Origin of the sequence: Arthrobacter sp. CAN_A6, assembly GCF_015751715.1 — a bacterium.
Lineage (GTDB): Bacteria > Actinomycetota > Actinomycetes > Actinomycetales > Micrococcaceae > Arthrobacter_D.
On record NZ_JADOUV010000001.1, the window covers coordinates 225,393 to 248,352 of the forward strand.

26 protein-coding genes and 2 pseudogenes are annotated in these 22,960 nt (G+C 63.0%); 14 read left to right on the top strand and 14 right to left on the bottom strand.

Translation table 11 applies throughout. From position 1 onward, the window contains the following. Positions 1–74 precede the first annotated feature (74 nt). The 5 genes from rpsF (at position 75) to dnaB (ending at position 3,640) form a co-directional block, all read left to right on the top strand. Entirely contained in the window at positions 75–380 is a 306-nt protein-coding gene (gene rpsF, locus IWX75_RS01090; RefSeq protein WP_196820406.1) for a 30S ribosomal protein S6, read from the top strand. A gap of 63 nt (positions 381–443) precedes the next feature. Next, positions 444–992: a single-stranded DNA-binding protein gene (locus tag IWX75_RS01095; protein ID WP_196820407.1), complete on the top strand. Its 549-nt coding sequence runs from the start codon at positions 444–446 to the stop codon at positions 990–992. Between the two features lie 107 nt (positions 993–1,099). Beyond that, complete coding sequence (gene rpsR, locus IWX75_RS01100) at positions 1,100–1,339, top strand: 30S ribosomal protein S18 (RefSeq protein WP_005273147.1); 240 nt, start codon at positions 1,100–1,102, stop codon at positions 1,337–1,339. 18 nt (positions 1,340–1,357) lie between these two features. Continuing rightward, on the top strand, positions 1,358–1,807 hold the full coding sequence (gene rplI, locus IWX75_RS01105) for a 50S ribosomal protein L9 (protein ID WP_196820408.1): 450 nt from the start codon (positions 1,358–1,360) through the stop codon (positions 1,805–1,807). A 456-nt stretch (positions 1,808–2,263) separates the two neighbouring features. Continuing rightward, positions 2,264–3,640 carry a replicative DNA helicase gene (dnaB, locus tag IWX75_RS01110; protein WP_196820409.1) on the top strand — a complete coding sequence of 459 codons (1,377 nt, stop codon included), beginning with the start codon at positions 2,264–2,266 and terminating at the stop codon, positions 3,638–3,640. A 36-nt stretch (positions 3,641–3,676) separates the two neighbouring features. Here dnaB and IWX75_RS01115 read toward each other — a convergent pair whose 3' ends face one another. From IWX75_RS01115 to IWX75_RS01135, 5 genes are all read right to left on the bottom strand, one after another. After that, positions 3,677–4,114, bottom strand: a complete 438-nt coding sequence (locus IWX75_RS01115; protein WP_196820410.1) for a MarR family winged helix-turn-helix transcriptional regulator — start codon at positions 4,112–4,114, stop codon at positions 3,677–3,679. 210 nt (positions 4,115–4,324) lie between these two features. Continuing rightward, complete coding sequence (locus IWX75_RS01120; protein WP_196820411.1) at positions 4,325–5,227, bottom strand: DUF2382 domain-containing protein; 903 nt, start codon at positions 5,225–5,227, stop codon at positions 4,325–4,327. 270 nt (positions 5,228–5,497) lie between these two features. After that, entirely contained in the window at positions 5,498–6,226 is a 729-nt protein-coding gene (locus IWX75_RS01125; protein ID WP_196820412.1) for a DUF3618 domain-containing protein, read from the bottom strand. Continuing rightward, positions 6,223–6,675 carry a phage holin family protein gene (locus tag IWX75_RS01130; protein WP_196820413.1) on the bottom strand — a complete coding sequence of 151 codons (453 nt, stop codon included), beginning with the start codon at positions 6,673–6,675 and terminating at the stop codon, positions 6,223–6,225. Before IWX75_RS01130 ends, IWX75_RS01125 begins: the two co-directional genes overlap by 4 nt. Beyond that, a complete protein-coding gene (locus tag IWX75_RS01135; protein WP_196820414.1) occupies positions 6,675–7,496 on the bottom strand; it encodes a hypothetical protein in 822 nt (273 codons plus the stop codon). The genes IWX75_RS01130 and IWX75_RS01135 overlap by 1 nt, the downstream gene beginning before the upstream one ends. A gap of 283 nt (positions 7,497–7,779) precedes the next feature. Here IWX75_RS01135 and IWX75_RS01140 point away from each other — a divergent pair. From IWX75_RS01140 to IWX75_RS17570, 7 genes and pseudogenes are all read left to right on the top strand, one after another. Beyond that, positions 7,780–8,660: pseudogene (locus tag IWX75_RS01140) on the top strand (manganese catalase family protein). Positions 8,661–8,713: 53 nt separating this feature from the next. Next, positions 8,714–9,130 carry a DUF4383 domain-containing protein gene (locus tag IWX75_RS01145; RefSeq protein ID WP_196820830.1) on the top strand — a complete coding sequence of 139 codons (417 nt, stop codon included), beginning with the start codon at positions 8,714–8,716 and terminating at the stop codon, positions 9,128–9,130. A gap of 170 nt (positions 9,131–9,300) precedes the next feature. Beyond that, on the top strand, positions 9,301–10,335 hold the full coding sequence (locus IWX75_RS01150) for an iron-containing redox enzyme family protein (RefSeq protein ID WP_196820415.1): 1,035 nt from the start codon (positions 9,301–9,303) through the stop codon (positions 10,333–10,335). After that, entirely contained in the window at positions 10,332–10,577 is a 246-nt protein-coding gene (locus tag IWX75_RS01155; protein ID WP_196820416.1) for a CDGSH iron-sulfur domain-containing protein, read from the top strand. The genes IWX75_RS01150 and IWX75_RS01155 overlap by 4 nt, the downstream gene beginning before the upstream one ends. 163 nt (positions 10,578–10,740) lie before the next feature. Further along, positions 10,741–10,986 (top strand): hypothetical protein, encoded by a 246-nt coding sequence (locus IWX75_RS17560; protein WP_334684093.1) that lies wholly within the window; start codon positions 10,741–10,743, stop codon positions 10,984–10,986. Between the two features lie 59 nt (positions 10,987–11,045). Beyond that, entirely contained in the window at positions 11,046–11,420 is a 375-nt protein-coding gene (locus IWX75_RS17565) for a hypothetical protein (RefSeq protein ID WP_334684094.1), read from the top strand. After that, the gene (locus tag IWX75_RS17570; RefSeq protein WP_334684095.1) at positions 11,421–11,738 is read left to right on the top strand and encodes a hypothetical protein; all 318 of its coding nucleotides are present in this window, start codon (positions 11,421–11,423) and stop codon (positions 11,736–11,738) included. 74 nt (positions 11,739–11,812) lie between these two features. Here IWX75_RS17570 and IWX75_RS17575 read toward each other — a convergent pair. From IWX75_RS17575 to IWX75_RS01175, 4 genes and pseudogenes are all read right to left on the bottom strand, one after another. Further along, positions 11,813–12,601: pseudogene (locus IWX75_RS17575) on the bottom strand (M23 family metallopeptidase); the annotation flags it as partial. Between the two features lie 198 nt (positions 12,602–12,799). Further along, the gene (locus IWX75_RS01165) at positions 12,800–13,327 is read right to left on the bottom strand and encodes a heme-degrading domain-containing protein (protein WP_196820418.1); all 528 of its coding nucleotides are present in this window, start codon (positions 13,325–13,327) and stop codon (positions 12,800–12,802) included. A 9-nt stretch (positions 13,328–13,336) separates the two neighbouring features. Beyond that, positions 13,337–13,630, bottom strand: a complete 294-nt coding sequence (locus tag IWX75_RS01170) for a MoaD/ThiS family protein (protein WP_196820419.1) — start codon at positions 13,628–13,630, stop codon at positions 13,337–13,339. Positions 13,631–13,636: 6 nt separating this feature from the next. Further along, a complete protein-coding gene (locus tag IWX75_RS01175; protein WP_196820420.1) occupies positions 13,637–14,737 on the bottom strand; it encodes a WD40/YVTN/BNR-like repeat-containing protein in 1,101 nt (366 codons plus the stop codon). A 106-nt stretch (positions 14,738–14,843) separates the two neighbouring features. On the opposite strand from IWX75_RS01175, the gene IWX75_RS01180 reads away from it, so the two are divergent. After that, the gene (locus IWX75_RS01180; RefSeq protein WP_196820421.1) at positions 14,844–15,755 is read left to right on the top strand and encodes a DUF4031 domain-containing protein; all 912 of its coding nucleotides are present in this window, start codon (positions 14,844–14,846) and stop codon (positions 15,753–15,755) included. A 151-nt stretch (positions 15,756–15,906) separates the two neighbouring features. Here IWX75_RS01180 and IWX75_RS01185 read toward each other — a convergent pair whose 3' ends face one another. Both IWX75_RS01185 and IWX75_RS01190 read right to left on the bottom strand, forming a co-directional pair. Beyond that, a complete protein-coding gene (locus IWX75_RS01185; RefSeq protein ID WP_442858934.1) occupies positions 15,907–16,320 on the bottom strand; it encodes an ArsR/SmtB family transcription factor in 414 nt (137 codons plus the stop codon). 32 nt (positions 16,321–16,352) lie between these two features. Then, positions 16,353–17,603, bottom strand: a complete 1,251-nt coding sequence (locus IWX75_RS01190; RefSeq protein WP_196820422.1) for an MFS transporter — start codon at positions 17,601–17,603, stop codon at positions 16,353–16,355. Positions 17,604–18,156: 553 nt separating this feature from the next. Between IWX75_RS01190 and IWX75_RS01195 the strand changes: the two genes are divergently transcribed. Continuing rightward, entirely contained in the window at positions 18,157–20,502 is a 2,346-nt protein-coding gene (locus tag IWX75_RS01195; RefSeq protein WP_196820423.1) for a reprolysin-like metallopeptidase, read from the top strand. Positions 20,503–20,533: 31 nt separating this feature from the next. Here the strand turns inward: IWX75_RS01195 and IWX75_RS01200 are convergent, their stop codons facing one another. The 3 genes from IWX75_RS01200 to IWX75_RS01210 form a co-directional block, all read right to left on the bottom strand. Beyond that, entirely contained in the window at positions 20,534–21,454 is a 921-nt protein-coding gene (locus tag IWX75_RS01200; RefSeq protein ID WP_442858935.1) for a F510_1955 family glycosylhydrolase, read from the bottom strand. A 100-nt stretch (positions 21,455–21,554) separates the two neighbouring features. Then, on the bottom strand, positions 21,555–22,223 hold the full coding sequence (locus IWX75_RS01205) for a DUF305 domain-containing protein (protein WP_196820425.1): 669 nt from the start codon (positions 22,221–22,223) through the stop codon (positions 21,555–21,557). A gap of 128 nt (positions 22,224–22,351) precedes the next feature. Further along, a complete protein-coding gene (locus tag IWX75_RS01210; protein WP_196820426.1) occupies positions 22,352–22,885 on the bottom strand; it encodes a hypothetical protein in 534 nt (177 codons plus the stop codon). Between the last annotated feature and the right edge of the window lie 75 nt (positions 22,886–22,960).

The following is a 22,960-nucleotide window of genomic DNA, read 5'->3' on the forward strand; positions in this document are numbered from 1 at the left end:
GCCGGATTTACGCTAAAGAACCTCCTGTTGCGGAAAGACCGCGACCGTTCAGCCCAAAGGAGGTGGGTTCACACATGCGTGCATATGAATTGATGGTAATCATCGACCCCGACGTCGAGGAACGCTCCATCGACCCAACACTCGAGAAGTTCCTGAATGTCGTCCGCACTGGCGGCGGCACCGTGGACAAGGTGGATATCTGGGGACGTCGCCGTCTGGCGTACGAAATCCAGAAGAAGACCGAAGGCATCTACGCCGTGGTCAACTTCACCGCAACGCCCGCCGTGGCAGCAGAGCTTGACCGCCAGCTTGGCCTCAACGAGACCATCATGCGTACCAAGATCATCCGCCCCGAGGAGCAGAAGGTTTCCGCCGAATAGTTCCGGCGGTTCTTTCAGTACTCAACAAACCCGCTCCTGCGGGACGTGACCCAAGGAGGCACCATGGCAGGCGAAACCATCATTACGGTTGTTGGCAATCTGACCAACGATCCTGAGCTTCGGTTCACGCCGTCGGGATCTGCGGTGGCGAACTTCACCATCGCCTCGACGCCACGCACTTTCGACCGTCAGTCCAATGAATGGAAGGACGGCGAAACGCTGTTCCTCCGCGCATCAGTCTGGCGTGAAGCCGCGGAGAACGTTGCTGAGACGCTCACCAAGGGAACCCGCGTGGTTGCCCAGGGCCGCCTGAAGTCACGATCGTACGACACCAAAGAAGGCGAAAAGCGCACTGTCATGGAGCTCGAGGTGGACGAAATCGGTCCATCCCTGCGCTATGCGTCCGCGAAGGTCAGCCGTACCCAGCGCTCAGGTGGTGGTGGCGGAGGAGGTTTCGGCGGCAACAACAGTGGAAACTCCGGGTCGGGTTCCAGCCCGAACTGGGGCGGTGGCCAGCAGGCCCAGCAGCCGGCAGATGACCCCTGGGGAGCACCCGCAGGCGGAAATTCGCAGGGCTGGGGTAACGGCGCCGATTCCGAGCCCCCTTTCTAGGTGCGGGACGGCTCCGACTCCGGGCCCCCGCGATGGTCACCCGCTGACCAGTAGTTCCCATCCCGCAGAATCGTTCTGCGGGCTCCACAAGAATAAGGAGCACCACGATGGCTAAGGCTGAACTCCGTAAGCCCAAACCAAAGTCCAACCCCTTGAAGGCCGCTGACGTTACTGTCATCGACTACAAGGACGTAGCACTGCTGCGCAAGTTCATTTCCGACCGCGGAAAGATCCGCGCCCGCCGTGTCACCGGCGTAACCGTGCAGGAACAGCGCAAGATCGCCCAGGCAATCAAGAATGCCCGCGAAGTTGCGCTCCTGCCTTACTCCGGCGCCGGCCGCGGCTAAGGGAAAGGAACCCATCTCATGGCAAAGCTCATTCTGACCCAGGAAGTAACCGGTCTCGGTGCCGCGGGCGATGTTGTCGAGGTGAAGAACGGTTACTCACGTAACTACCTTCTTCCCCGCGGCTTCGCGCTCATGTGGACCAAGGGCGGCGAGAAGCAGGTCGATTCGATCAAGGCGGCACGCGCAGCGCGCGAGCACGCGTCACTCGAAGACGCCCAGAAGCAGGCGGCCTCGCTTTCGGCGAAGCCGGTCAAGCTGACAGTGAAGGCCGGCGACTCCGGTCGCCTGTTCGGCACGGTCAAGGCCGACGACGTCGCCAAGGCTGTCGAGGCTGCCGGCCTCGGCCGCATCGACAAGCGCAAGGTGGAGTTGCCCGCCCACATCAAGTCCGTCGGTTCGTACCAGGCCAACGTGCGTCTTCACGAAGACGTCGCTGCGGTCATCGATCTCGACGTAGTGGCAGGCTAGTCCTCCCACATCTTCGGCTCGACACACTGCCCCCGCGGATTTCCGCGGGGGCAGTGTCCTTTAAGCGGCGTCCTGATGGATGGACGTTTAACGAAGGAGACTTCATTCGCTTGTCAACACGCAACCTGTGGATGAAGGTTGGCTCAAAATACTTTTCCTCCACAGACACTGGATAAAGTTTGCCCACGTCAGGAGCACTATTTCCGGAGAACTTTTTTGTTGTCCACAGCGTTGTCCCCATCCTGTGCACAAGACACGCCGTACTCTCCACAAGTTATCCACATGGTCTGTCGACACGCGGCTTTGCACGGGGGTGCTGCGCGGCTACCGTTGCGGAGGGTCCCTCGGAGAATAGGGGGTACCGGGTGGTAAACCATCCATGAAGGCCCCGGACCGGCTTGTTGCATCTGCAGCCCGGCTGCGCCGGGAATTGATTAATGAGTGAAAGGCACCTACGTGTCACTGGCCCAAGCCGAGTCCCCGCAGGACGTCCGCACCCCCGATTTCGCCCGGACGCCTCCGCAGGATCTGGTGGCCGAGCAGTCCGTCCTCGGCGGCATGATGCTGTCCAAGGACGCGATCGCCGACTGCGTCGAGGTGCTTCGCGGCACCGACTTCTACCGCCCCGCCCACGAGAGCATCTACGAGGCGATCATCGGCCTGTACGGGAGGGGAGAGCCGGCTGACGCGGTAACGGTCTCGGATGAGCTCACCAAGCGCGGAGAAATCTCCAGGATCGGAGGCCCCGCGTACCTTCACACGTTGATCCAGTCGGTGCCCACGGCGGCGAACGCCGGTTTCTACGCGGAAATCGTCCGCGAGCGGGCTGTCCTGCGGCGCCTGGTGGATGCAGGCACGAAGATCGTGCAGCTCGGCTATTCGAACGACGGCGAAGTCGACGACCTCGTGAATGCAGCCCAGGCCGAGGTGTACGCGGTCGCTGAACGCCGGTCGGCCGAGGATTACGTTGCACTCAAGGACATCATCGAAGGCACCGTGGACGAGATCGAGTCGGCCGGTCATCGGGGCGAGGGCATGACGGGTGTGCCGACCGGTTTCTACGAGCTCGATGAGCTTACCCAGGGCCTCCACGGTGGCCAGATGATCGTCGTCGCTGCACGTCCGGCCATGGGTAAATCGACCTTCGCCCTCGACTGGGCGCGGTCCGCGGCCATCAAGCACAACCTGACCACCGTTTTCTTCTCACTGGAGATGGGACGCAACGAGATAGCCATGCGCCTCCTGTCAGCCGAGGCAACCATCGGTCTCCAGGACCTCCGCAAGGGAACGATCAAGGATGAGCAGTGGGGCAAGATCGCTACCACGATGGGCCGCATGAACGACGCACCGCTCTTCATCGACGACAGCCCGAATATGTCCCTCATGGAGATCAGGGCCAAGTGCCGGCGCCTGAAGCAGCGCCATGATCTCAAGCTGGTGGTGCTGGACTATCTTCAGCTCATGTCGTCCGGCAAGCGCGTCGAGTCACGCCAGCAGGAGGTCTCGGAGTTCTCGCGTGCACTCAAACTGCTGGCGAAGGAATTGAATGTCCCCGTGGTCGCACTGTCGCAGCTGAACCGTGGTTCCGAGCAGCGCACCGACAAGCGGCCGCAGGTGTCGGATCTGCGCGAGTCCGGATCCATCGAGCAGGACGCCGACATGGTGATCCTGCTTCACCGCGATGACGTCTATGACAAGGAGTCACCTCGCGCGGGCGAGGCCGATGTCATTGTTGCCAAGCACAGGAACGGCCCCACCAAGACGATCGTCGTCGGCTTCCAGGGCCATTACTCACGGTTCAACAACATGGCGTCCGACGGCGGCGGATACTAGCGCCGGGACTTCGAACGGGCTGCGGGAGGATCTGGGTCATTCCTTTTCCGCAGGAATCTTGTTCGGGCCGAGTTCGTTGATCACGGTCTCCAGGCGCTTACGCAGATCCTGCGATGCAAGCCCGTCCTCGGGCATCAGTTCGTTCTCGATATTCTGCGCACGCTCGAGTGCTTTCGAACCGGCAGAGGTGATCGTGATGCGCTGGCTCCTTCTGTCGGCGGTGTTGCGAAGCCGCGTTACGAGCCCCCGCTTCTCGAGCCGGTCCAGTGTACGCCCGACGGTCTGCGCCTGGACGTGCACCAACTGGGCCAGGCGGACGCCCGTCATGGTTCCTTCGCGCGAGAGCACCCCGAGCGTCGTAAGGCCCGCATGGGTGATGCCGATGCTCAGGAGCTTTTCATTCCAGGAGTGCTCGACGATGCGCGCAGCTGTCGTAAGCAGGCGGCTCGTGGACCATTCATTCAACTCCGGCATTGTGGCATTTCCTTCCTCAAAATATTTCGCGGATGTTCTTTTCCTGTTACCCACTGTAGACAGTCCGAACAGAAATAGGAAGCCTACTTATTATTGTTCCCGGGTAACCCGGGCGGGCTCGTGCAGCGCTTCATGGTGCCTTGCCGCGCGTCCGGCGTAGACAAGGAAGGCCCGGAGCTGCGAGCTCCGGGCCTTCCATATCAGGACGGGTTATCGCGTCCTGCGGTCGGTGTCGTTGACGTCGACATCGTCCGTTTCGATCTTTTCCTTACGCACGTCGCTGCTGACGGTTTCGTTCGTGGTCACTGTCTCCTTGTCGAGGCGGACGCGCTCAACGGGAACGGCCTCCTTCTCGACGACAGGGCGTTCCGCGTGAAGAACTACTTCATGCTCTTCTTCGCTGATCGCGGGGCCGTCCATGGCGTTGCCGCGGTTGGCGTCCGTGATGGGCTCGCGCTCGATCCGGACTTCCTCGCGGCTGACCGGGACGGTCTCGGTAACATTCTCGGTCACCACGTACTTGCGCAGGCGGGCCCGGCCTACCTCGCGGTTCTCGGTGCCGACGCGGAGCTGCTCTTCCGAGCGGGTCATGGCGTCGTCGGTGGTGGGCCCGGAGGTGTCGTGTCCGACGGTTCCGCGGTCCCTGTCGGAGGTGAGGTCCGCCTCGTGGCGTCCTCCCCTGGCGTCGAGGTCGAGGTCATTGTCTCGGTCAGTGCCGCCGATGCCGCCAACGCCGGCGGTCTCGAGGCCGCTCGTGTTGGACGTGCCGGTGGTGGTTTCGGTGCGGCCACCGTTGCCGCTGAGTTCGTAATGGCGGTACAGCCGTTCTTCTTCCTCGGGGCTCAGGCTACCGTCTGAATCGACGCGGGGAGCGTCTTTGACCTGGTGCTTCGAGTACGGCACGCGTACGTCGTGGCCCTCGAGGTCGGCTCCCTGCAGGGGAATGAAGGACTCAGAGGTTCCGAAGAGCCCTGTCTTCGCAGTCACCCAGCTGGGCTCACCGGTCTGGTCGTCCAGGTAGACCTGGCCGATCGAACCGATCTTGTCACCATCTGATCCAATGACGTTGCCGCCGCTGCTGAGCATGGTGTCGATATTGTTCTGCGTGATCATGTGCTTCTCCTTCTGAGTTGTCTCATTGGGGCTTCGAATTCCTGGCTGCTAGGTCAGCGGGGGCGGGATGCAAGTCTTCCCCCCAAAGGACCACCGGTATCTACTCTAAGCACACTTAGTACTCGATGCAAAGCGTGCTTAGCATTAATTTTGGTTGCTCTATGAGGTACTCCCGCCACAGCCATGGTGGCTGAGCGAACGGAGGGCGCCGAACACTTCGTATTCCGCGCCCTCCGAGGGCCCTGTCGCCTTTCGCTGACTACCAGCTTTCTACTGGCTCTTTACCTGGCTTGTGGCATCCTGCGCCTTGTCCTTGACGTCGGAGGCGGCCTGCTGGCCTTCATCCTTGACATTCTGCACGGAGTGGGTTGCAGACTCCTTGACCGATGCCATGGCCTCCTGTGCAGGCTCCTTGATGTCCTCTACGATCTGCTTTGCAGCATCGGTCAGTTCGGTCTTGAGGGGTGCAGCCTGTTCCTTGAGCGCGGATGCAGCCTGCGCTTCCTTCTGGCTGGCGGGAATGATCGATGCCACCAGCAGCCCGGCGCCGAAGGCGATGAGGCCTGCTGCCAGAGGATTTCCCGCAGCCTTCGAGCTGAGTTCGCGGGGGGCATCCTGCACGGCCTGGCCAGCGTGTTGCGCCTTCAATTTGGCCTGGCCGGCTTTGTTCTTCGCGGAGCCCTTGCCGTTGCCGGCTTTGTTCTTCGCGGAGCCCTTCACGTGGCCGGCTTTGTCATGGACGGAGCCCTTTACGTCGCCGGCCTTGTCCGAAACCGTGTCCTTGACGTCGTGAGCCTTGCCCTTGACGCTGTCTACGACATCTTCCGCTTTGCCCATTACCGTGTCCTTGACGTTGCTGAAACTGGTCTTTACCTTTTCGGTCTGACGGTGTGCAATGTTGGCCGGGTTGACCTTGTCCGCAAGGGCGTCGACATCAGTGCCGAGTTCCTGGCGGGTGCGCTCAATGTCAGCGCGGATTTCTTCTGGAGTTTGGCTCATCGGCTTTCTTCACCTGGTTTCAGTGTCGGCGGAATTTCTTTGACGGTTTCGGCAGTCTGGGGAAGGCCCTTGACCTTCTTCATTTCCTTCTTGCCCATCGATGCCAGGACTGCAGCAATGATGCCCCAGATCACGGCGACGATTACTGCTGCCCAACCGAGCGGCATCAGCGCGCCGAGACCCCACATGAGGGCGATCGACAGGAAGAGGAGCACGAAGTGCCCGCCGACTGCGGCTCCGGCGAACATGCCGGCGCCTTTTCCAGCATTCTTGGCCGACTCGGTGGCTTCCGCCTTTGCGAGCGCCACCTCCTGCCTCATCAGGAGCGAAAGGTTCTTGGTCGTTTCGCTGAACAGCTCACCCACTGAATGATTGGCCGCCAGAACTTCGGCGTCAGAGGGGGGTGGTGGAGCAGCGGGGTGGGCGCCGCCCGAGTATGCCTCGCTCATTAGCGCAGGTCCCTTTCTCCCGGAAGAGTTCCGACGGGTGGGGTGCCCGGGGGAATGGTGGGGTATTCGACGGCGGGATCGACGAAGGCGGGGCCTGAGTCAGCTACGTGATTTCCACGGCCGGTACCCGCCCCATAGCCGGTTCCGGTCAAGCCCGTGCTGGAGGTGTCAGTCACATAGGTGTTCGTTGCATAGGAGTCGGTACCGTAGGTTCCCGTCGACTGCCCGGTCTTGGGCGACTGGTCCGAACCCTGGGATGCCCCACCCGTGAGCCCCTTGGTCAGCCGGCCTACCACAACGCCCGCTCCCGCGGCGAGCCCAAGGAAAGTCCCGGGCTTGCGGCGTGCAAAGCCCTTGACGTCATTCAGGATATCGGTCGCGTCGCGTCCCTCGAGCCAGCTTGCTGCCGAGCTGGTGCGGTCTGAAACCTGGTGCACGATCTTGGCGACCATCGGGTTCTCTGACTTGTCGGCCATGGACTTCAGCTCATCGCTGATGCCGCGAATGCCGTCGGTGACCCGCTGCTGCTGCGTCCCCGCCTGGCTCTTGATGTCATCTCCGAGATCGCCGAGCAGTCCCTTTGCCTGAGCTTTTGCTTCTCCTGCAACGTTTTTCGCCTCGGAAGCGGCGGTGCCGGCCACGTTCTTCGCAGCGCCCGCGCCTTCCTTGCCGACGTTCTTCGCCTGGTCCTTGGCGGCCGAGGTCTTCGACTGGTCGTTGCCGGCGCTGCCAGTTCCCGTCGCGCCGAACTCAGTGGTCTCGAACCCGTTGCCGGTAGTGGATGGAACCAGGGGATCCTGTGGCCAATTCTGCGTAGTCATGTTCGTTCCTTACGTTGATTCTGCCGGTAAAACGGACGTTCCATCGAGTTCTCGATGCGTGCGTCCTGCAATGTTTTGCTGGACTTATCTCCAAAGCTAAGCATGCTTAGTTTAAACCCGCAAGCTCTTCCCGAATTATTGCAAGTTCTAAATAAGTGAGCTTAGTATCTACCGAAATCGGTGTCGAGGGCGTTAGCGTCGACAAATGAGGGCCAGTTCCACCTCGCCTCGACGACTGGGACTCATGGTGACCGGACCACAAGACGGGGGGAGGTACTCATCAGTGTTCTTTCACAAACAGGAACTCCAGTACAAGGCAAGTCCGGCCAAGCCCGATGCGGTCTATGCGCGAAAGCTGCAGGAGGTGCTGGGCGGCCAGTACGGCGAAATCACTGTGGCCCTCCAGTACAGCTTCCAGGCGTGGAACGCCCACATTCCGGGCAAGTACCGGGATCTGCTCTTCGGTATCGGCGCGGAGGAGTTCGGTCACGTGGAAATGCTCGCCACGATGATCGCCCAACTGTTGGAGGAGGCACCCCTTGGCATCACCGAGGACGCCGTTCAGTCCGATCCTTCTGTTGCGGCCGTGGTCGGTGGAACCGACCTGCAGCAGGCGATCGTTGCCGGGGCAGGGGCCCGCGCCGCCGACAGCATGGGCAACCCGTGGCAGGGTAGCTACATCACGGCAAGTGGGAACCTGCTCGCGGACTTCACCGCGAACGCCAACGCCGAGATGCAGGGGCGCCTTCAGGTGGCGCGGCTATATCACATGACGGACGACCACGGCATCCGCGACATGCTGTCCTTCCTTCTCGCCAGGGACACCATGCACCAGAACCAGTGGATTGCTGCGGCGCGTGAACTGCAGGAGGAGAAACTTGAACTGATGCCGGTCCCGAGCAACTTCCCCCTCAAGAAGGAAGAGCGCTCAGTGTCCTACCAGTACCTCAACTTCTCGGACGGTTCGACGGCGTCCGAGGGCGGCTGGGCCTCCGGCCCGACACCCGACGGCTATGGTGAGTTCTCCTATCACGATGGACCAACGACAAGCGCTCCCATGCCCCCACCAACCCACCCGGACGCACGCTTCTACGGAACTACCGAGATCCCAATGTCATAGAGAAGGCTGCGGGAACCATCCAGGACAAACTGAACCGCGAGTAGCTGTAAGGAGAATGACATGACAACATCAGGCCACACACCACGGTAAGACGACGATCCAGAAGGCCGCGCAGGCCGTGGGTGCCGTCTTCCTGCTTGTCGGCATCCTGGGGTTCGTTCCCGGAATCACCAGCAACTATGACCAGATGTCCTTCGCGGGACACGAATCCGGAGCGTTGCTGCTCGGCCTCTTCCAGGTCTCGATCCTGCACAACATCGTCCACCTGCTGTTCGGTGTCGCCGGATTGGCAATGGCGAAGTCCATTTCGGGCTCAAGGGCCTTCCTCCTGGGTGGCGGCGTAATCTATCTCGTGCTCTGGCTGTATGGGCTGTTCATCGACATGGAGTCCGCTGCGAACTTCGTGCCGCTCAACAACGCCGACAACTGGCTGCACCTCCTCCTGGGTGTCGGCATGATCGGTCTGGCACTCGCCCTGTCGAAGAAGAGCAACCGCACGGCGGACCGGGTCTAGGTCGCGCGTTTCCTCCGACTGCGGGCTTGGCCCACCCGATTCCGGGAGGGCCAGGCCGGCAGTTCCACTTAACCGGCCGCCCTCCTGGCCAATGCGGCCGAGCGGCAAAGCGAAGTATGCTTACTACTGGCCCGATGGCCAGACACCTCGCCGATCAGAAAGAGCGTTCGATGAAGCAACCTTCAGCACGCGGTCCCGTCAGTGAGCTGGTTCTCCGCATTATCACCGGCCCTGAAACCGGGGGTGCGGCCCTCGCAGGGTTGTCGGATGCCGTGGACGAGGCACTGGAATCCACCCCTGACCTCCTTTTCGACGACGACCTGCAACTGACCCTGTTCTGCCTCTATGAACTTCACTACAGCGGCATTGACGGCGCGAGCACAGATTGGGAGTGGAACCCGAGCCTCATCGGGGCGAGGAGCAAGATCGCGGCGGCAATGGAACAACGGCTTCGGCAGGACGTTGCGTTGGGTGAACTGCCCGCGGCGACGAGCGAAGCGGTTGCCGGCGAGCTCTTTCGGATCACCGGTGAGGCTGGTGGGCCGAGCATGTCCCGGTTCGTGGCAAAGGAGGCGACCGACGAACAGCTGCGCGAGTTCCTCATCAATAAATCCATCTATCAGTTGAAGGAAGCCGACCCCCACACCTTCACCATTCCGCGCATCGCCGGACGTGCGAAAGCGGCTCTGGTCGAGATCCAGGCCGACGAGTATGGCGGCGGTCGCCCGGCACGCATGCACTCGGCGCTGTTTGCGAAAACGCTCCGCGAACTGAATATCGACGACACCTATGGCGCCCATCTGGACACCACCCCCGCCATCACCCTTGCCTCGAACAACCTGATGTCGCTTTTCGGCCTCAGCCGACGCCTCCGCGGTGCCGCAGTAGGTCACCTCGCTGCCTATGAAATGACGTCATCACAACCGAATCGCCTCTATTCCCGGGGCTTCAAGCGCCACGGATACAGCGAAGAGGCGCGGGAGTACTTCGACGAGCATGTCGAGGCCGACGCCGTTCATGAGCAGATCGCGGCAAGGGACATGGCGGGCGGCCTCGTCGAAGCGGAACCGGAACTTCTGGGCGACGTCCTGTTCGGAGCTGCGGCAGCGCTTCACGTCGACGAACTCATGACCGTCCAGATCATGGATGCCTGGGCCGGTGGGAGAACCGCGCTCCTTCGTTCCGGGGCGGCATCGACGGTATGACCAGGGCCCCGGACGACCAGACCGACGACGACGCACTCCTCCTGAACGAGGCAGGAGCGTCGATCGTGGCTTTCCCCGACGGCCCGCTTCTGGTGCGCGGCGACTATGAGCTCGTTGACCCCGACGGTGCTGCGCTCCCGCGAAGACGCAAAACTGTTGCCTTATGCCGCTGTGGAGCCTCGGCATTGAAGCCATACTGCGACGGCACCCACAAGCTGATCGGGTTCAAGGCAACGCCATAGGAATTGCGCTCTCACCGAGAAGGTCAAGCAGTGGGTTCCTTGATCCCTGGGGCGACCGGGAGCGGCAATTCCGGGCCCCCGGGAGTAGGCGTTTCATCGCAGGGCGGTGGTTCTAGAGCTTGGCCTAGTGCGTCGAGCAACGGCGCAGGGAGATCAACCGACGGTGCAGCACTTGGTCCGTGCGGGACTGTGGTGCATTCAGGGCCGACCCCGGGCGCCGGTGCTGGAGCTGGTTCCGGTGCTGGAGCTGGTTCCGGGGCTGGTGCGGGTGCGGGTGCGGGAGCTGGTGCGGGTGCTGGTTCCGGCGCTGGTGCGGGTGCTGGTTCCGGCGCTGGTGCAGGTGCGGGTGCGGGTGCTGGAGCTGGAGTGGTTTCAGCGACTGGTGGCGCCGGCGTCGGTGTCGGCATGACGGGCTTCGGCACCGGTTTAGGCACCGGTTTAGGTACTGGGGTCGGCGCTGGGGTCGGAGTGGGCGACAGGTCCGGAGCCGGCGTGGGTACCGGCTTCACTTCGGCCGGCGGCTTCGGCGACGGTGCGGGTTCAGCTGAGGGAGCAGGGTCGCTTGACGGCGATGTGGAACGTGGAGGAGCAGGGTCGCTCGACGGCGATGTGGAACGTGGAGGAGCAGGGTCGCTCGACGGCGATGTGGAATGTGGAGGAGCAGGGTCGCTCGACGGCGATGTGGAATGTGGAGGAGCAGGGTCGCTCGACGGCGTCGACTTGGGGTTCAGGGCGTCGGGTGAGGACGGCGTGGTCGACTTGGGGTTCAGGGCGTCGGGTGAGGACGGCGTGGTCGACTTGGGGTTCAGGGCGTCGGGTGAGGACGGTGAAAAGGGCTTCTGAGTGTCGGGTGAGGACGGTGAGAAGGGCGACGCCGGCGACTCGGAAGGGTTCGGATCGAAGACGGGTTTCTGCAGCGGGGAGGGGGTTGTCGTCAACGGAGATCCGGAATTCCGCTTCTCCTCGACAGAAGGAGTCTGCGGTGGCGTCAGGTCCTTCAGCGTTGTCGATTTCGGCGCCGGCATCGGCGAAAGCGGGCCGGCCTGGACTACCTCGGCGGGCGGGGCGGGCTGGCGGACTGGCGGATTATCGAAGCGGTTGCTGAATACCGGCGCCAGGACGGGTACGAGTTCCGGTCGTGGGGCGAACCCGGGAGCATAGTCGGCGACGACGGGACCGGGCCGGTAGTTCTGCTCCCCGACGGGTACGAGCCTCCAGTTTTCCGGGTCGGCATAGGTGCCGTCCAGAATTGTCTCGAAGTGGAGGTGGCAGCCGGTGGAGGAACCGGTGGTTCCGACCTTGGCGATGGCGGTGCTCACATTCACCGCATCGCCTTTCTTGACCGAGATGCTCTCCAGGTGGTTGTAGGTGGTTACCAGCCCATTTCCGTGGTCCAGCTCGACGCGGTTGCCTCCACCCCCCGCGTGCCACCCCACTGAAGTGACCACTCCGGCATCGGCGGAGAAGACAATTGTTCCGCAAGATGCAGCGAAATCCAGGCCCCAGTGGAACTCCCCAGGGGAACCGTCGAGGGGATTGGTGCGGAGACCGAAGGACGAGCTCGGGTTGAGCTGCCGAAGCGGCGCCACCAGCGTGCCGGCGGCCGGCCTCTCGACCTGCAGGGATTCCGTGGACGAGTTGGCGAGGAGGGTATGGGCACTTCGAGCCCGGACGATCTCGAAACGGTTCTCCGTTGGCGTGGCCTTCGGTGGCACGGAGTCGTCACCGAAGGGGCTCGCGGGATCAGAGGCGCCCGCCAACGTACCACGTGGCGCAAGAAGGCCGCGTCCTGCGAGGTCCGAGGAGGGGTCCTTGTCGATACCGGAGGAATGCGCATTGCCCCCGGTCGAGGCGCTGCCTACGCTGTGCAACTGCGGGGTCGATCCTGGGCTCTGGTAGCCGGAGGTGGAGACCGCGGCGAGAACAATGAACACGCTGAGGCCTGATCGTGCGGCAACCCGACTGTTCCATGCGGCTTTTCGAGTGCCGGCAAACGGCCAAAACTTTGTCATTACGATCTCCATAAACTTCCCCGCGAAGGAGAAAAAAAGACGTTGTACCCCGCCAATGTCCTGGCGCTCACCTGTGGGAGACCGCCTGCACCTACTAAACCAACTCGCGGTTGGGAAATCCTTAGGGCGTGAGACCGTGCGATGAAACTCATCATAAAGCGCGGAGGTGTCTTCCGGACCTCAACTCCCGATCTTCAGAGAATCATGCGGTTAACCTGTGGCGAGCTGGTGGAGCCTCAATGCCTCGACCACCAGGTTGTGATCCTGAAGCTGCGGCAGTCCCGAAACGGTCACCGTGGCCACCGGGCCTGCGCCATGGACATAGAAGGGAAACGAGCCGCCGTGTGCTGCATAGATCGCCGTGTCGAACAGCGGATTGTCCTCGGCACGTCCGCCTCCCAGCCGCGCACGGAGTCCGACGAGGAGTGAGGGTATTGCATACCTTGCTGCCGTGCGGCTCTTGGCCCTCAGCCAGAGGTCGTTGTCAGGGGTTGCGCCGTCGAGGGCGGCATGGAAAATCACGTGGTCGGACCGCCTGATGTCAACGGCGATGGGAAGCGCACGGTCGGTACCCAGGTCCACGAGGCGCATCCCGAGAGATATGGCGTCATTGTTGGAGAAACGCTCGAAGTGCAACTCCGCGATTTCCCCCTCGACGCGCCGGATGAGGGAGTTCAGCGCCTCCTCGGACTGCACACCCGGATGGTCAGGGTCAAAGGGGGTGTTTCCTGGTTCCATCGCCTCAATCTACCCGCCCGCCACCGACTGGATAATCATCACCGTGTCGCCGGGATTCACCGGAGTGTCAAGCAGGTCCAGTCCGCGCACGTCCTCGCCGTCGACATAGATATTGACGTAGCGGCGCAAGCTCCCTGTTTCATCGCGGATCCGCTGGCTCAGCAAGGGCTTGCCGTCTCCGACCCTGTCGAGCAGGTGTCCCACAGTGGTGGGTCCGCTGATTTCCACGGGGACCTCGCTTCGGCCGTTCAGAAACCGCCGCAGCAGGGTGGGAATCAATACGGTGACAGTGCCGTCGGTCATCGGGCGCTACCCGGCGACGACGGCGGCGCGCACCGTGAGCACGTCCGGCAGGTGGGAGGCCACCTCGGTGAACGTGGCACCCTCGTCGGGACTCGCGTACACGCTTCCACCCCGCGTGCCGAAATAGACGCCGGCCGGCTCGGCAGTATCAACGCAGGCGGCGTCGCGCAGCACCGCGTTGTATTCAAGAGGCGGAAGGCCGTGGTCCAGTTGCTGCCAGGTGTTGCCGGCGTCGTCGGTCCTGTGGACCGCGAGCTTGCCGTCGGGAGGGAAGCGTTCGCCGTCGGCCTTCAACGGAATCACCCAGGCGGTCCCGCCGCGGCGGGGGTGGGTAAGCATCACGAAGCCGAAGTCGGAGGGGAGCCCGTCCGCGATGGACTGCCAGGTATCACCGGAGTCCTCGGACACGTAGACCCCATGGTGGTTCTGCGCGTACAGGCGGTCGGGGTTCTCGGCATCCCGTGCCACCTTGTGGACGCACTGCCCGAATTCGGGCTGGGGATCGGGCAGGAAGTAGGCCGAGATACCGCTGTTGCGCGGCTCCCAGGAAGCACCGCCGTCGACCGAGCGGTAGACCCCGCCGGTGCTCATGGCTGCGTGGACGGTATCGTCGGCCGGACTGGGCAGTACGGTATGGGCGGCGGCACCCCCGAAACCGGCGCCCCACTCGGAGCGGTGGGGGTGATCCCACAGGCCCCGGTTCAGCTCGAAGTGTTCGCCTCCGTCGGTCGACTTCCACACGGAGATAGGCTCACAGCCGGCCCAGACGACCCCCGGGTGGTTCTCGGCGTCGGGCTGTATCTGCCAGACGCGTGCAAGCGCGGCGTCGTCTCCGGCATCGAACCTGATGCCGCCCTCCTGTGGCTCCGTCCAGGTTTCACCGAGGTCGTCGGAGTGGACGATGCAGGGGCCCCAGTGCCAGGACATGCTGCCGACCAGAATGCGCGTCCGACCGCCGCGGGTATCGATGCCGATGCTGGGCACCTCCTGCATCGGAAATTTCGGCTCGGAAAGAGTCCAGGACTGCCGGTCGTTGCTGGTGGCGAGCCACAATCCTTTCTTGGTGCCGATGGCAAGGAGGGTGGTGCTCGTACCAGGAGTGCTCATGACTGCCCCGATGAAGTCCGGATTTGTGAGTTTGGATGGTGCCACTAGGAAGAATGGCACACGCACCCCTGCCTGTATATAGGTGGCCGCCGCCTAAACTGCGGGCATGGCCGTTTTCATTGACCCCCCGCGCTGGCCTGCCCACGGAACAGTGTTCTCCCACCTCGTCTCGGATTCCTCCCTCGAGGAACTCCACTCGTTCGCCTCGGCGGCGGGCATAGGACCGAGAGCCTTCGACCTGGATCACTATGACGTCCCGGCCCGCCGCTACCGCGATCTTGTCCGGCGCGGCGCAAAGGAAGTGGAGGGAGGGGACCTGGTACGCCTGCTTGTTGCCAGCGGGTTGCGGGTTCCTGCCCGGCGGCGGCCCGGGCGCCTCCGGCGCACCCTCCTCCTGCGGTGGAATGAAGCGTCCACCGACCTGGCCGGCGCTGGGCAGGTCGGTGAGGAGCTCCTTGCCCGGTGGGGCGAGCCGCACCGCAAATACCACACCTATGCTCACCTGCTCGCGGTCCTCGAGGCACTCGATGCCTTATTCGACGACGACGACGACGCCACCATCCGCCGCTCGGTGCAACTGGCTGCGTGGTTCCACGACGCGGTGTACCAGGGGGTGGCGAGTGATGAACGCAATTCCGCAGCGCTCGCGGGGAAGCTCCTTGGCGGCCTTTCCGCCGACGATACCGCCGAAGTCCAGCGGCTTGTCCTCCTGACCATCTCCCATTCACCTGCCACGGACGACCGCTCAGGTGAACTGCTGTGCGACGCCGATCTCGCGGTGCTCGGAGGTTCACCCCCGGACTACGCGCGATATGTCGCCGCCATCCGGGAGGAATACGCTTCCGTGCCGGATGCCGACTTCATTCCAGGACGTGCCGGCGTCGTTCGGGGGTTGCTGGGAATAGACCCGCTGTATCGCACCCAGCGCGCGCAACGGCTGTGGCTGGATACTGCCCGCTCCAATCTCACGAACGAGCTGGCCGGTCTGAATGGGCCGGGAACAGAAAGAAGGCCCTGACCGGGCGGGAGAAATGGGGGAAAACGCCCGAGCCGGTCAGGGCCTCACGAGGAACATTCTACAAGAAGTACGTCCCCTTTTTGCAAACCCGGTGAACATCCGTCGCCGCTGCATCCGGCGCGGACGCGACGGCCCGCGCTGTCATCCGGGTCTATTCGTGGGTTGGTTCGCCCGTGACGCGGTGATCCGCGTGATTGACACCCTCGAGGATCAGGCGGGTGAGGTGTCCGTCGATAATGCTGTAGACGATATTGCGTGCAACTTTGCGCGTGGACACCAGATTTGAGAGCCGGAGTTTAGCCAGGTGCTGGCTGACAGCGGTGCGATTGGCTCCGGTCGCAGTGACGAGGGTTCCGACGTCGGCCGGTCCCTGGGTGAGGAGCCAGAGGATGTGTAGCCGGGTGGGATCAGCGAGCATCCGGAAGGTCGCTGCGCCGGCCTCAAGGCGCTGGCTGTCCGGCTCGATCGGATGAACGAGGCTGGGCCCGCCGGCCGACCCGCCCGAAGGCGTGGCTGGAGGGGACGCGGCAGTTCGGGCGTTGCGTCGTTCGCTGATACTGACCACTTCCCCTACCGGTCCTTTATGGAATCACTACGTTACCGTTCGCTGCTCGCACTCCGGGGTGCCACTGGTGCTTCAGTCGGCCGAAGTGCCTTCGTCGAGGGCCACATGATGAGGGCCGCGATGGTTCCGGCAAGGGCGAGCCCGCTGAGGACGAGGGCCGCTGCAGTTTGGCCTGCTGCGGCTCCTACCCACCCGGCAACGGGGTAGGTGAGCATGAAACAGGCGTGGGACAGCGAGAATTGCGCAGTGAAGAGGTAGCTTCGCGTGCTGTCGGTGGCGACCCGGCGCAGAAGACGCGAGGATGGGGTGCTGATCATCGAGGTTCCGATTCCAAGGACGACCCAGAGGCCCAGGAACAGTGCCCAGGAACTATTCGTTGCGGCGATGACGGCCGCACCGAGGAGTCCCACGGGCAGGAGTGTGCCGCCAACGAGCATGAAGGTCCGGTCGGGGGTGTGCTCGAGGATCCGAGGCGTGATGAACGCGATGATCATGGACCCGGCACCGTAGAACGCCAGGGCGATAGCGACGTCGGTGTTTGATCCATCGAAGAGGTCGCGTGCATAGACGACGGTATTGACCAGGACGAGGGCTGTAGCCGTGGCGACCACGAGGTTGAGGGCCATGAGCCCGCGCAGGATTGGTTCGCGCAGGAAGATCCGGGTACCGAGGGTTGTGCGGTGCATCAAAGATCCCGGATTTTCAGAGGCCGGAATTCCGGGCAATCTGGTAGCCAGGACCATCGCCGCGGACACGAGGAAGCCCGCCATCGTGCCGACGAACAGGTTGGTATACGACACCACGGCCAGCAAGGCTGCCGCCAGAAGCGGGCTGACAAGTGATTCGAGGTCGTACGCGAGCCGTGAGAGTGAGAGCGCCTTCGTGTAGTCCTTTTCATCCGGCAGTACTACCGGAATCAGCGCCTGGAAGGCCGGGGTGAAAGTCGCGGACGCTGACTGCAGAACGAACACCAGCACATAGATCTGCCACACCTGATCGATGAACGGCAGGCTCAAGGCAATCCCTGCACGCACCAGATCCGCACCCACGAGAACACCTTTTCGTGGCAGGCGCTCAACAAGCGCTGCCATGACGGGCGCGACGAACACATACGCGATCATCTTGATCGTCAGAGCCGTGCCGAGCACCGCGCCGGCACGCCCTCCGGCAAGGTCGAAGGCCAGCAGGCCCAACGCGACAGTTAGTAGACCAGTCCCCAGCAGGGCAACGACCTGAGCCGTGAAGAGATTGCGATACGTGGAGCGACGCAGAACAGAAAGCATAATGAGCCCATCTGACAGGAACGAGTTCACTCATGATACGTGCATGCATACGCACTGATGAACCCTAGGCGTGGCCAGTGGGTTGCGCCCCGCACCCTGGCCAAGGAACGGTTCACCACGAACCTTCTTGTCAATGAGACCGCGCCGGGGAATGCGAAGGATACGCACAAGAAAGCCCTAGGATTGCTGATTCACGTTAGGAACTTCTTGCACATCTGTAACAGGACTGTAGTCTTCTCGGGATTTCACTCGCCTGGGTTCACGCCATGTCCCGTTGGAGAATCTCTTGTTCCTTGCTTCCCCGTCCCGGTTTTTTCTTTCGGCTGTCCTGTCCTTCGCACTCCTGAGTAGTGCCATGCCTGCAGTGGCAGCGTCGCTTGAGTCGCCGGCGCCGACCGTAGCTCCGTCAGCACCCGGCGCTGCGACCGAGCCGCTCCTTCCTCCCGCAGCTCCATCGAGCGAGCCGGCCGCCGTCCCGCCGGGCAGTCCAGCGGCAGTTCCAAGCGAAGCGACGAGCACCCCGACGCCGGTTGCGCCTTCCCCGGAGGCAAGCATGAAGGGCAGTGCGGTCACCGTGGAGCCGTTGGCGGACCCCATGAGTCAGCCCGGTTTCAACCCGATCCTGGGAGAGCACCTGGCGGCGCCGTCGGACTTGATGAAAAGTCCATCCGGTGGCCCCGACGGATCTGCCGCCGCGTTCGGCCAGCGAAGTGGAACTTTCAACGTCACGCTGGTCACCGTGGTCCTTTCGGGGTCCCCGAACAACCGGATCTCTGATTTCCAGCTCGGCCAGGCGCGGGCATCGATCACCGCTTCCAACAAGTACTGGCAGGCCGCCTCGAATGACCGCCTCGGCATGCAGATCACTGACGAGTACCGGGACGTGACGATTACGGCGAACAGCACTGACCAGTACTACGACCTCATGGCCAAAATCACCGCCCGAATGCAGTGGACGGCTACACCGAATGACGCGATGGTTGTTTATGTTCCGGTATCGCAGTTCGCCGGTGGAGTGCTCGGTGGCGGTTTCATGGACGGCTCCAACAGCGGCAGGGTCATCATGCCGGTGCCGTCCGGGTTCACCGACAACGTGGTCGCCCATGAATTCGGGCACGTGCTCGGTTTGAACCACGCCAACAGCCTGCAGTGCTCCAATGGAAGCGCTGATGTTGAGTCTCCAAATGGCAGTTGGGGCGACTCGGCCTGCGACTCGAGGGGCTACGGGGACACCATGGACCTGATGGGCCTGGCCCAGTACACCATGCCGCCTATCAACGCCTACCTCTGGGAATACGGCGGATTCGGACGCGGGGATGAAATCCTTGATGCAGGAGTGGTCGAAGGCTCACAATCCTTCACCCTCCAGCCCTGGGCGGGAACCGCGGCCCGGCGTGCCGTGAAGTTCGTGGACCCCGCAACCAGGGAAACCTACTACCTCGAGTTCCGCACACCCGTCGGTGCGAGCGACGGCGGCGCAACCAACAAGAACCGCGGTGTGATGATCCACAAGGAGGATGCCCGTGGAGACTGGCCCGATGCCGCGTCCCTGGCATTGACCCCTTCGAGCTACCCGTTCACCGGGTACTACAACCAGAACCACGCCTGGCAGCAGGGTTCGACGTTCCGCACCGCTCGCGGAACGACGGTGCGCATCGACTCCATCGGCAGCACGAGCGCAAGCGTCACCATCAACGGACCGGCGGCCACAGTTCCGGTTCCCGCTCCAGTGCCGTTGTCACCGTCAGCGGTGGCGAAGCCATTTATCGATGCTGCTGCCAAGTTGGTGCCGGCTGTGGGGGATCCAGTATCGGAGGTCATTTGCGGGTTGAAGGATGATGGCTGCTACCGGAACTATGCCAATGGTGCAGTGGTGTGGTCGACCGGCACTGGTGCCGTGGCAAGTGTCAATGGTGCCATCCGCACCGCGTGGCTGAACTCCGGTGCGCAGAACGGGTCCCTGGGTTACCCCACCTACCGTGAAATCTGCGGTATCCGGGATAACGGCTGCTACCAGTCTTTCCAGAATGGTGAGATCCTTTGGTCGGCCGCTACCGGGGCACAGATCAGCCGCAGCGGCGGGATCCGCACCACTTACCGGGCCGCGGGTGCTGAAAACGGTATTCTCGGGTATCCCACCAGCGCTGAGATCTGCGGGCTACGCGGGGGTGGTTGTTCCCAGTCCTTCCTGAATGGTCAGATCCTGTGGTCGGCCGCTACCGGGGCTCACATCAGCCGCAGCGGCGGGATCCGCACCACTTACCGGGCCGCCGGTGCTGAAAACGGTACTCTCGGATATCCCACCAGCGCTGAGATCTGCGGGCTGCGCGAGGGCGGTTGTTCCCAGTCCTTCCAGAATGGTGAGATTCTTTGGTCGGCCGCTACCGGTGCTCACATCAGCCGCAGCGGCGGGATCCGCACCACTTACCGGGCCGCCGGAGCTGAGAACGGTATTCTCGGTTACCCGCGTAGCCCTGAAATCTGCGGCCTCAAAGACGCCGGCTGCTACCAGTCCTTCCAGCGCGGTGAGATCCTCTGGTCCGCTACTACTGGTGCGGTGATCAGCCGCAGCGGCGGAATCCGCAACGCCTACCGGGCCGCAGGGGCCGAGAACGGGGTTCTGGGGTACCCCACCAACATCGAGATCTGTGGGCTGCGCGATAACGGCTGCTACCAGTCCTTCCAGAATGGTGAGATCCTCTGGTCCGCGAAAACCAACGCACACGCCACTGTCACCGGGCCTATCCGCACTACCTACCGGAACCAGGGAGCCGAGAACGGCGCCCTGGGCTATCCCACGACAGCCCAAGCCTGCGCCACCACCACCCAGTGCACCCAAACTTTCCAGACTGGAACACTCACCGGGAATCCCACCACCGGCGTGGCATCGCGGCGCTAGACACCCGTCCGAGGATGCTCAGGAAAGTCCTTCAGGTGGCGGCAGCCAGCCCGGTGAATGACTGCCCGCTATCGTTGGAGACCTGCACACCTGTTGCGGTGGCAACCCACACGCGCAGGGTTCCGTCATTGGTGCTGGTGGCGGCGATTGCTGCCGGCTCACCGTCGATGGTGCCGCGTGCCTGCCAGGAAATACCGGCGTCGTTGCTGGTGTGGATCCGGCCGTCGGGGCTGATCCCAACAGCGTCATCGCCGCTGAATGTCGTGAACATCAGTAAAGGGCTTCCGGTGACGTCGGCCCACGTCCGTCCACTGTCCGTGGACCGGCGGAGACCGTCTTCCGTTGTCGCAAGGACAACGCCTCCGGAGGATGCCCCCGCGAGGCTATAGGCAGGGATGTCGCTGGTTGCGGGTTGCCAACGCTCCCTGTCGGTTGAAGTAAGGAGCCTTCCGTCGTGACCTACGAGTCCGTCACCGGTCGCCGCCAGTGCGTGGAAGTCGGATTCACCTTGCCGGGACACTGGTTCCCAGGTCTGCCCGGCGTCGCTGGACTGGATGAGGCCCACGGGATTTGGCAGGTTCGTTCCTGGACCGGGATGCCCTGAAGCGAACAGGGTCCCGTCGCCGGCGGTGGTGAAACCCATCAGATCGATCGTGGGACCGATCTTGACCGCCGGTTTCCGGGAGACATCGAACAGGCCGTCGTGCGTGGCCAGCAGGACCCGGTTGGTTCCGGGGTCCACGCTCATGCCGTGGATATGTCCGGTCGGGTAATCACTCGAAGTAGGGGCGGCTGGTGGTTCGACCGTGCTTGGTGTGGTCGCGGAGCAGGCGGTCAGCAACGCGGAGCCCACTGCGAGAACCACGAGCTTTCGCGCGGTGCGGCTTCTTCGGGTGGAGGAGCTTCTTGGAAACGCTCGGTCGGGGTTGGGGACGTTCCAGGGAAGAGGCATGGCGGGGCTGATCTTTCTGAACAGGATGAGGGGTGCGAAGTACCTGGGTGGGACCAGTGCGGCCCCACCCAGGCGGCGGTTAGGGAAGTTTGCTGACCGGTCAGAGCCCGGCGAGCAGCGCTTCCATCTCCTGGATTTCAGCCTGCTGTGTCTCCACAATGGTTTCGGCCAGTTCCAGTGCTTCCGGATTCTGGCCGTTGTCGATCTCGTCCTGGGCCATGCCCACCGCACCCTCATGGTGGGCAGTCATGGATTCAAGGAACATGCGTGACGCCTCGTCACCTTCGGTGGCTTCGAGCTCGGCCATCTGGTCATCGCTCATCATGCCCTCCATACTGCCCATGCCGCCGGAGTTCGAGCCCATGTCTCCCATGTTGTGGCCCCCGCTGCCTTCGTCGGGTTCAACGGGCTCGTCCCAAGCTTCAAGCCAGCTGGTCATCGTCTCGACCTCGGGCGCCTGGGCGTCCTTGATCCTGGTCGCGAGGTCGGTGACCTCTGGGCTGATCATGTCCTTCTCGAGCAGGAACTCGCTCATCTCCACCGCTTGCTGGTGGTGGGGAATCATCGTCTGCGCGAACATCACGTCCGCGTCATTGTGCTCCATCGAAACAGCGGTATCGGTTGGGGCTTCGGTGGTGGCGGCACTCCCGCTTGTGCCGGACGTCGCGCTGGAGGCCGGAGCCGGCGTTGTTCCACTATCGGTGCCACACCCGGCAAGAGTGAATACCGCGGCAAGGCTCAGTGCGGGGAGAGAGAGGTAACGCGTCATGGTGGTGCCATCCTTCAATGATTGATTGCTGGTATCAGCTGCCGGCCCGTCGAAGGGGCCGTAATGCGCGCTGCCGGGGTAGATGCCCGGCATGCGATGAGTACCCCGCAATAATGGGGGTCCGTGTTCTAGGTGCGGCTGATGCATAGGTGAGTCAGTGAAGGAGTAGGGGCGGGGCGGAACTTCCAGCTCACAGCGGGTGGACCGCGTCGAAGGAGTGTCGTTGTGAGGGCCCGGCCGACGGGGGTCAACAGGAGCAGGGCGCCCATCAGGATCAGGGCCAGCACGCACATCCCCAGGGACATGTCATCCGCGCCACAGCCCCCGGCACACACGGCAGCCATGGTGTGCCCTACGGGGGCACCCGCGAGGGTGGTTGTAGCCATCACCTTCGGGGTGGCATTCGCAGAAGACTGAACCGCAGGGCCACCAGAATGCGCATGTGGAATGGCATCAGTATGCGCTGCCGTTGTCGCTGCGGTAGCCAGCGCGGCCACGCTGCCGGTGGTGGGTAGGTCGGCCAGATGGTGGCTGGTGGACCCGTGCCCTCCCATCCACACATGCATGGCGAGGATTCCGGTAATAACGAGGGTCAGACCGAGAAGGGTCAGGACAACGCGCGGCACGACGACGGCCTCACGCACTGAGCTGCGCCTTTTCACCGTCGGAATCCTTTCCATCGCATTCTGCCTTTCCACCCTAACGAGGGGTTGTGGACTGTCCCAATTGCCGGGCTG

Coding starts and splice junctions, on each gene's coding strand:
- IWX75_RS01200 (WP_442858935.1), bottom strand. CDS start 21,454: ATGCCTCTTCCCTGGAACGTCCCCAACCCCGACCGAGCGTTTCCAAGA.
- IWX75_RS01195 (WP_196820423.1), top strand. CDS start 18,157: ATGAAGGGCAGTGCGGTCACCGTGGAGCCGTTGGCGGACCCCATGAGT.
- IWX75_RS01155 (WP_196820416.1), top strand. CDS start 10,332: ATGACCAGGGCCCCGGACGACCAGACCGACGACGACGCACTCCTCCTG.
- IWX75_RS01095 (WP_196820407.1), top strand. CDS start 444: ATGGCAGGCGAAACCATCATTACGGTTGTTGGCAATCTGACCAACGAT.
- IWX75_RS01205 (WP_196820425.1), bottom strand. CDS start 22,223: ATGACGCGTTACCTCTCTCTCCCCGCACTGAGCCTTGCCGCGGTATTC.
- rpsR (WP_005273147.1), top strand. CDS start 1,100: ATGGCTAAGGCTGAACTCCGTAAGCCCAAACCAAAGTCCAACCCCTTG.
- IWX75_RS01115 (WP_196820410.1), bottom strand. CDS start 4,114: ATGCCGGAGTTGAATGAATGGTCCACGAGCCGCCTGCTTACGACAGCT.
- rpsF (WP_196820406.1), top strand. CDS start 75: ATGCGTGCATATGAATTGATGGTAATCATCGACCCCGACGTCGAGGAA.
- IWX75_RS01170 (WP_196820419.1), bottom strand. CDS start 13,630: ATGACCGACGGCACTGTCACCGTATTGATTCCCACCCTGCTGCGGCGG.
- IWX75_RS01135 (WP_196820414.1), bottom strand. CDS start 7,496: ATGACTACGCAGAATTGGCCACAGGATCCCCTGGTTCCATCCACTACC.
- IWX75_RS01150 (WP_196820415.1), top strand. CDS start 9,301: ATGAAGCAACCTTCAGCACGCGGTCCCGTCAGTGAGCTGGTTCTCCGC.
- IWX75_RS01175 (WP_196820420.1), bottom strand. CDS start 14,737: ATGAGCACTCCTGGTACGAGCACCACCCTCCTTGCCATCGGCACCAAG.
- IWX75_RS01180 (WP_196820421.1), top strand. CDS start 14,844: ATGGCCGTTTTCATTGACCCCCCGCGCTGGCCTGCCCACGGAACAGTG.
- IWX75_RS01190 (WP_196820422.1), bottom strand. CDS start 17,603: ATGCTTTCTGTTCTGCGTCGCTCCACGTATCGCAATCTCTTCACGGCT.
- rplI (WP_196820408.1), top strand. CDS start 1,358: ATGGCAAAGCTCATTCTGACCCAGGAAGTAACCGGTCTCGGTGCCGCG.
- IWX75_RS01130 (WP_196820413.1), bottom strand. CDS start 6,675: ATGAGCGAGGCATACTCGGGCGGCGCCCACCCCGCTGCTCCACCACCC.
- IWX75_RS01120 (WP_196820411.1), bottom strand. CDS start 5,227: ATGATCACGCAGAACAATATCGACACCATGCTCAGCAGCGGCGGCAAC.
- IWX75_RS01125 (WP_196820412.1), bottom strand. CDS start 6,226: ATGAGCCAAACTCCAGAAGAAATCCGCGCTGACATTGAGCGCACCCGC.
- IWX75_RS01165 (WP_196820418.1), bottom strand. CDS start 13,327: ATGGAACCAGGAAACACCCCCTTTGACCCTGACCATCCGGGTGTGCAG.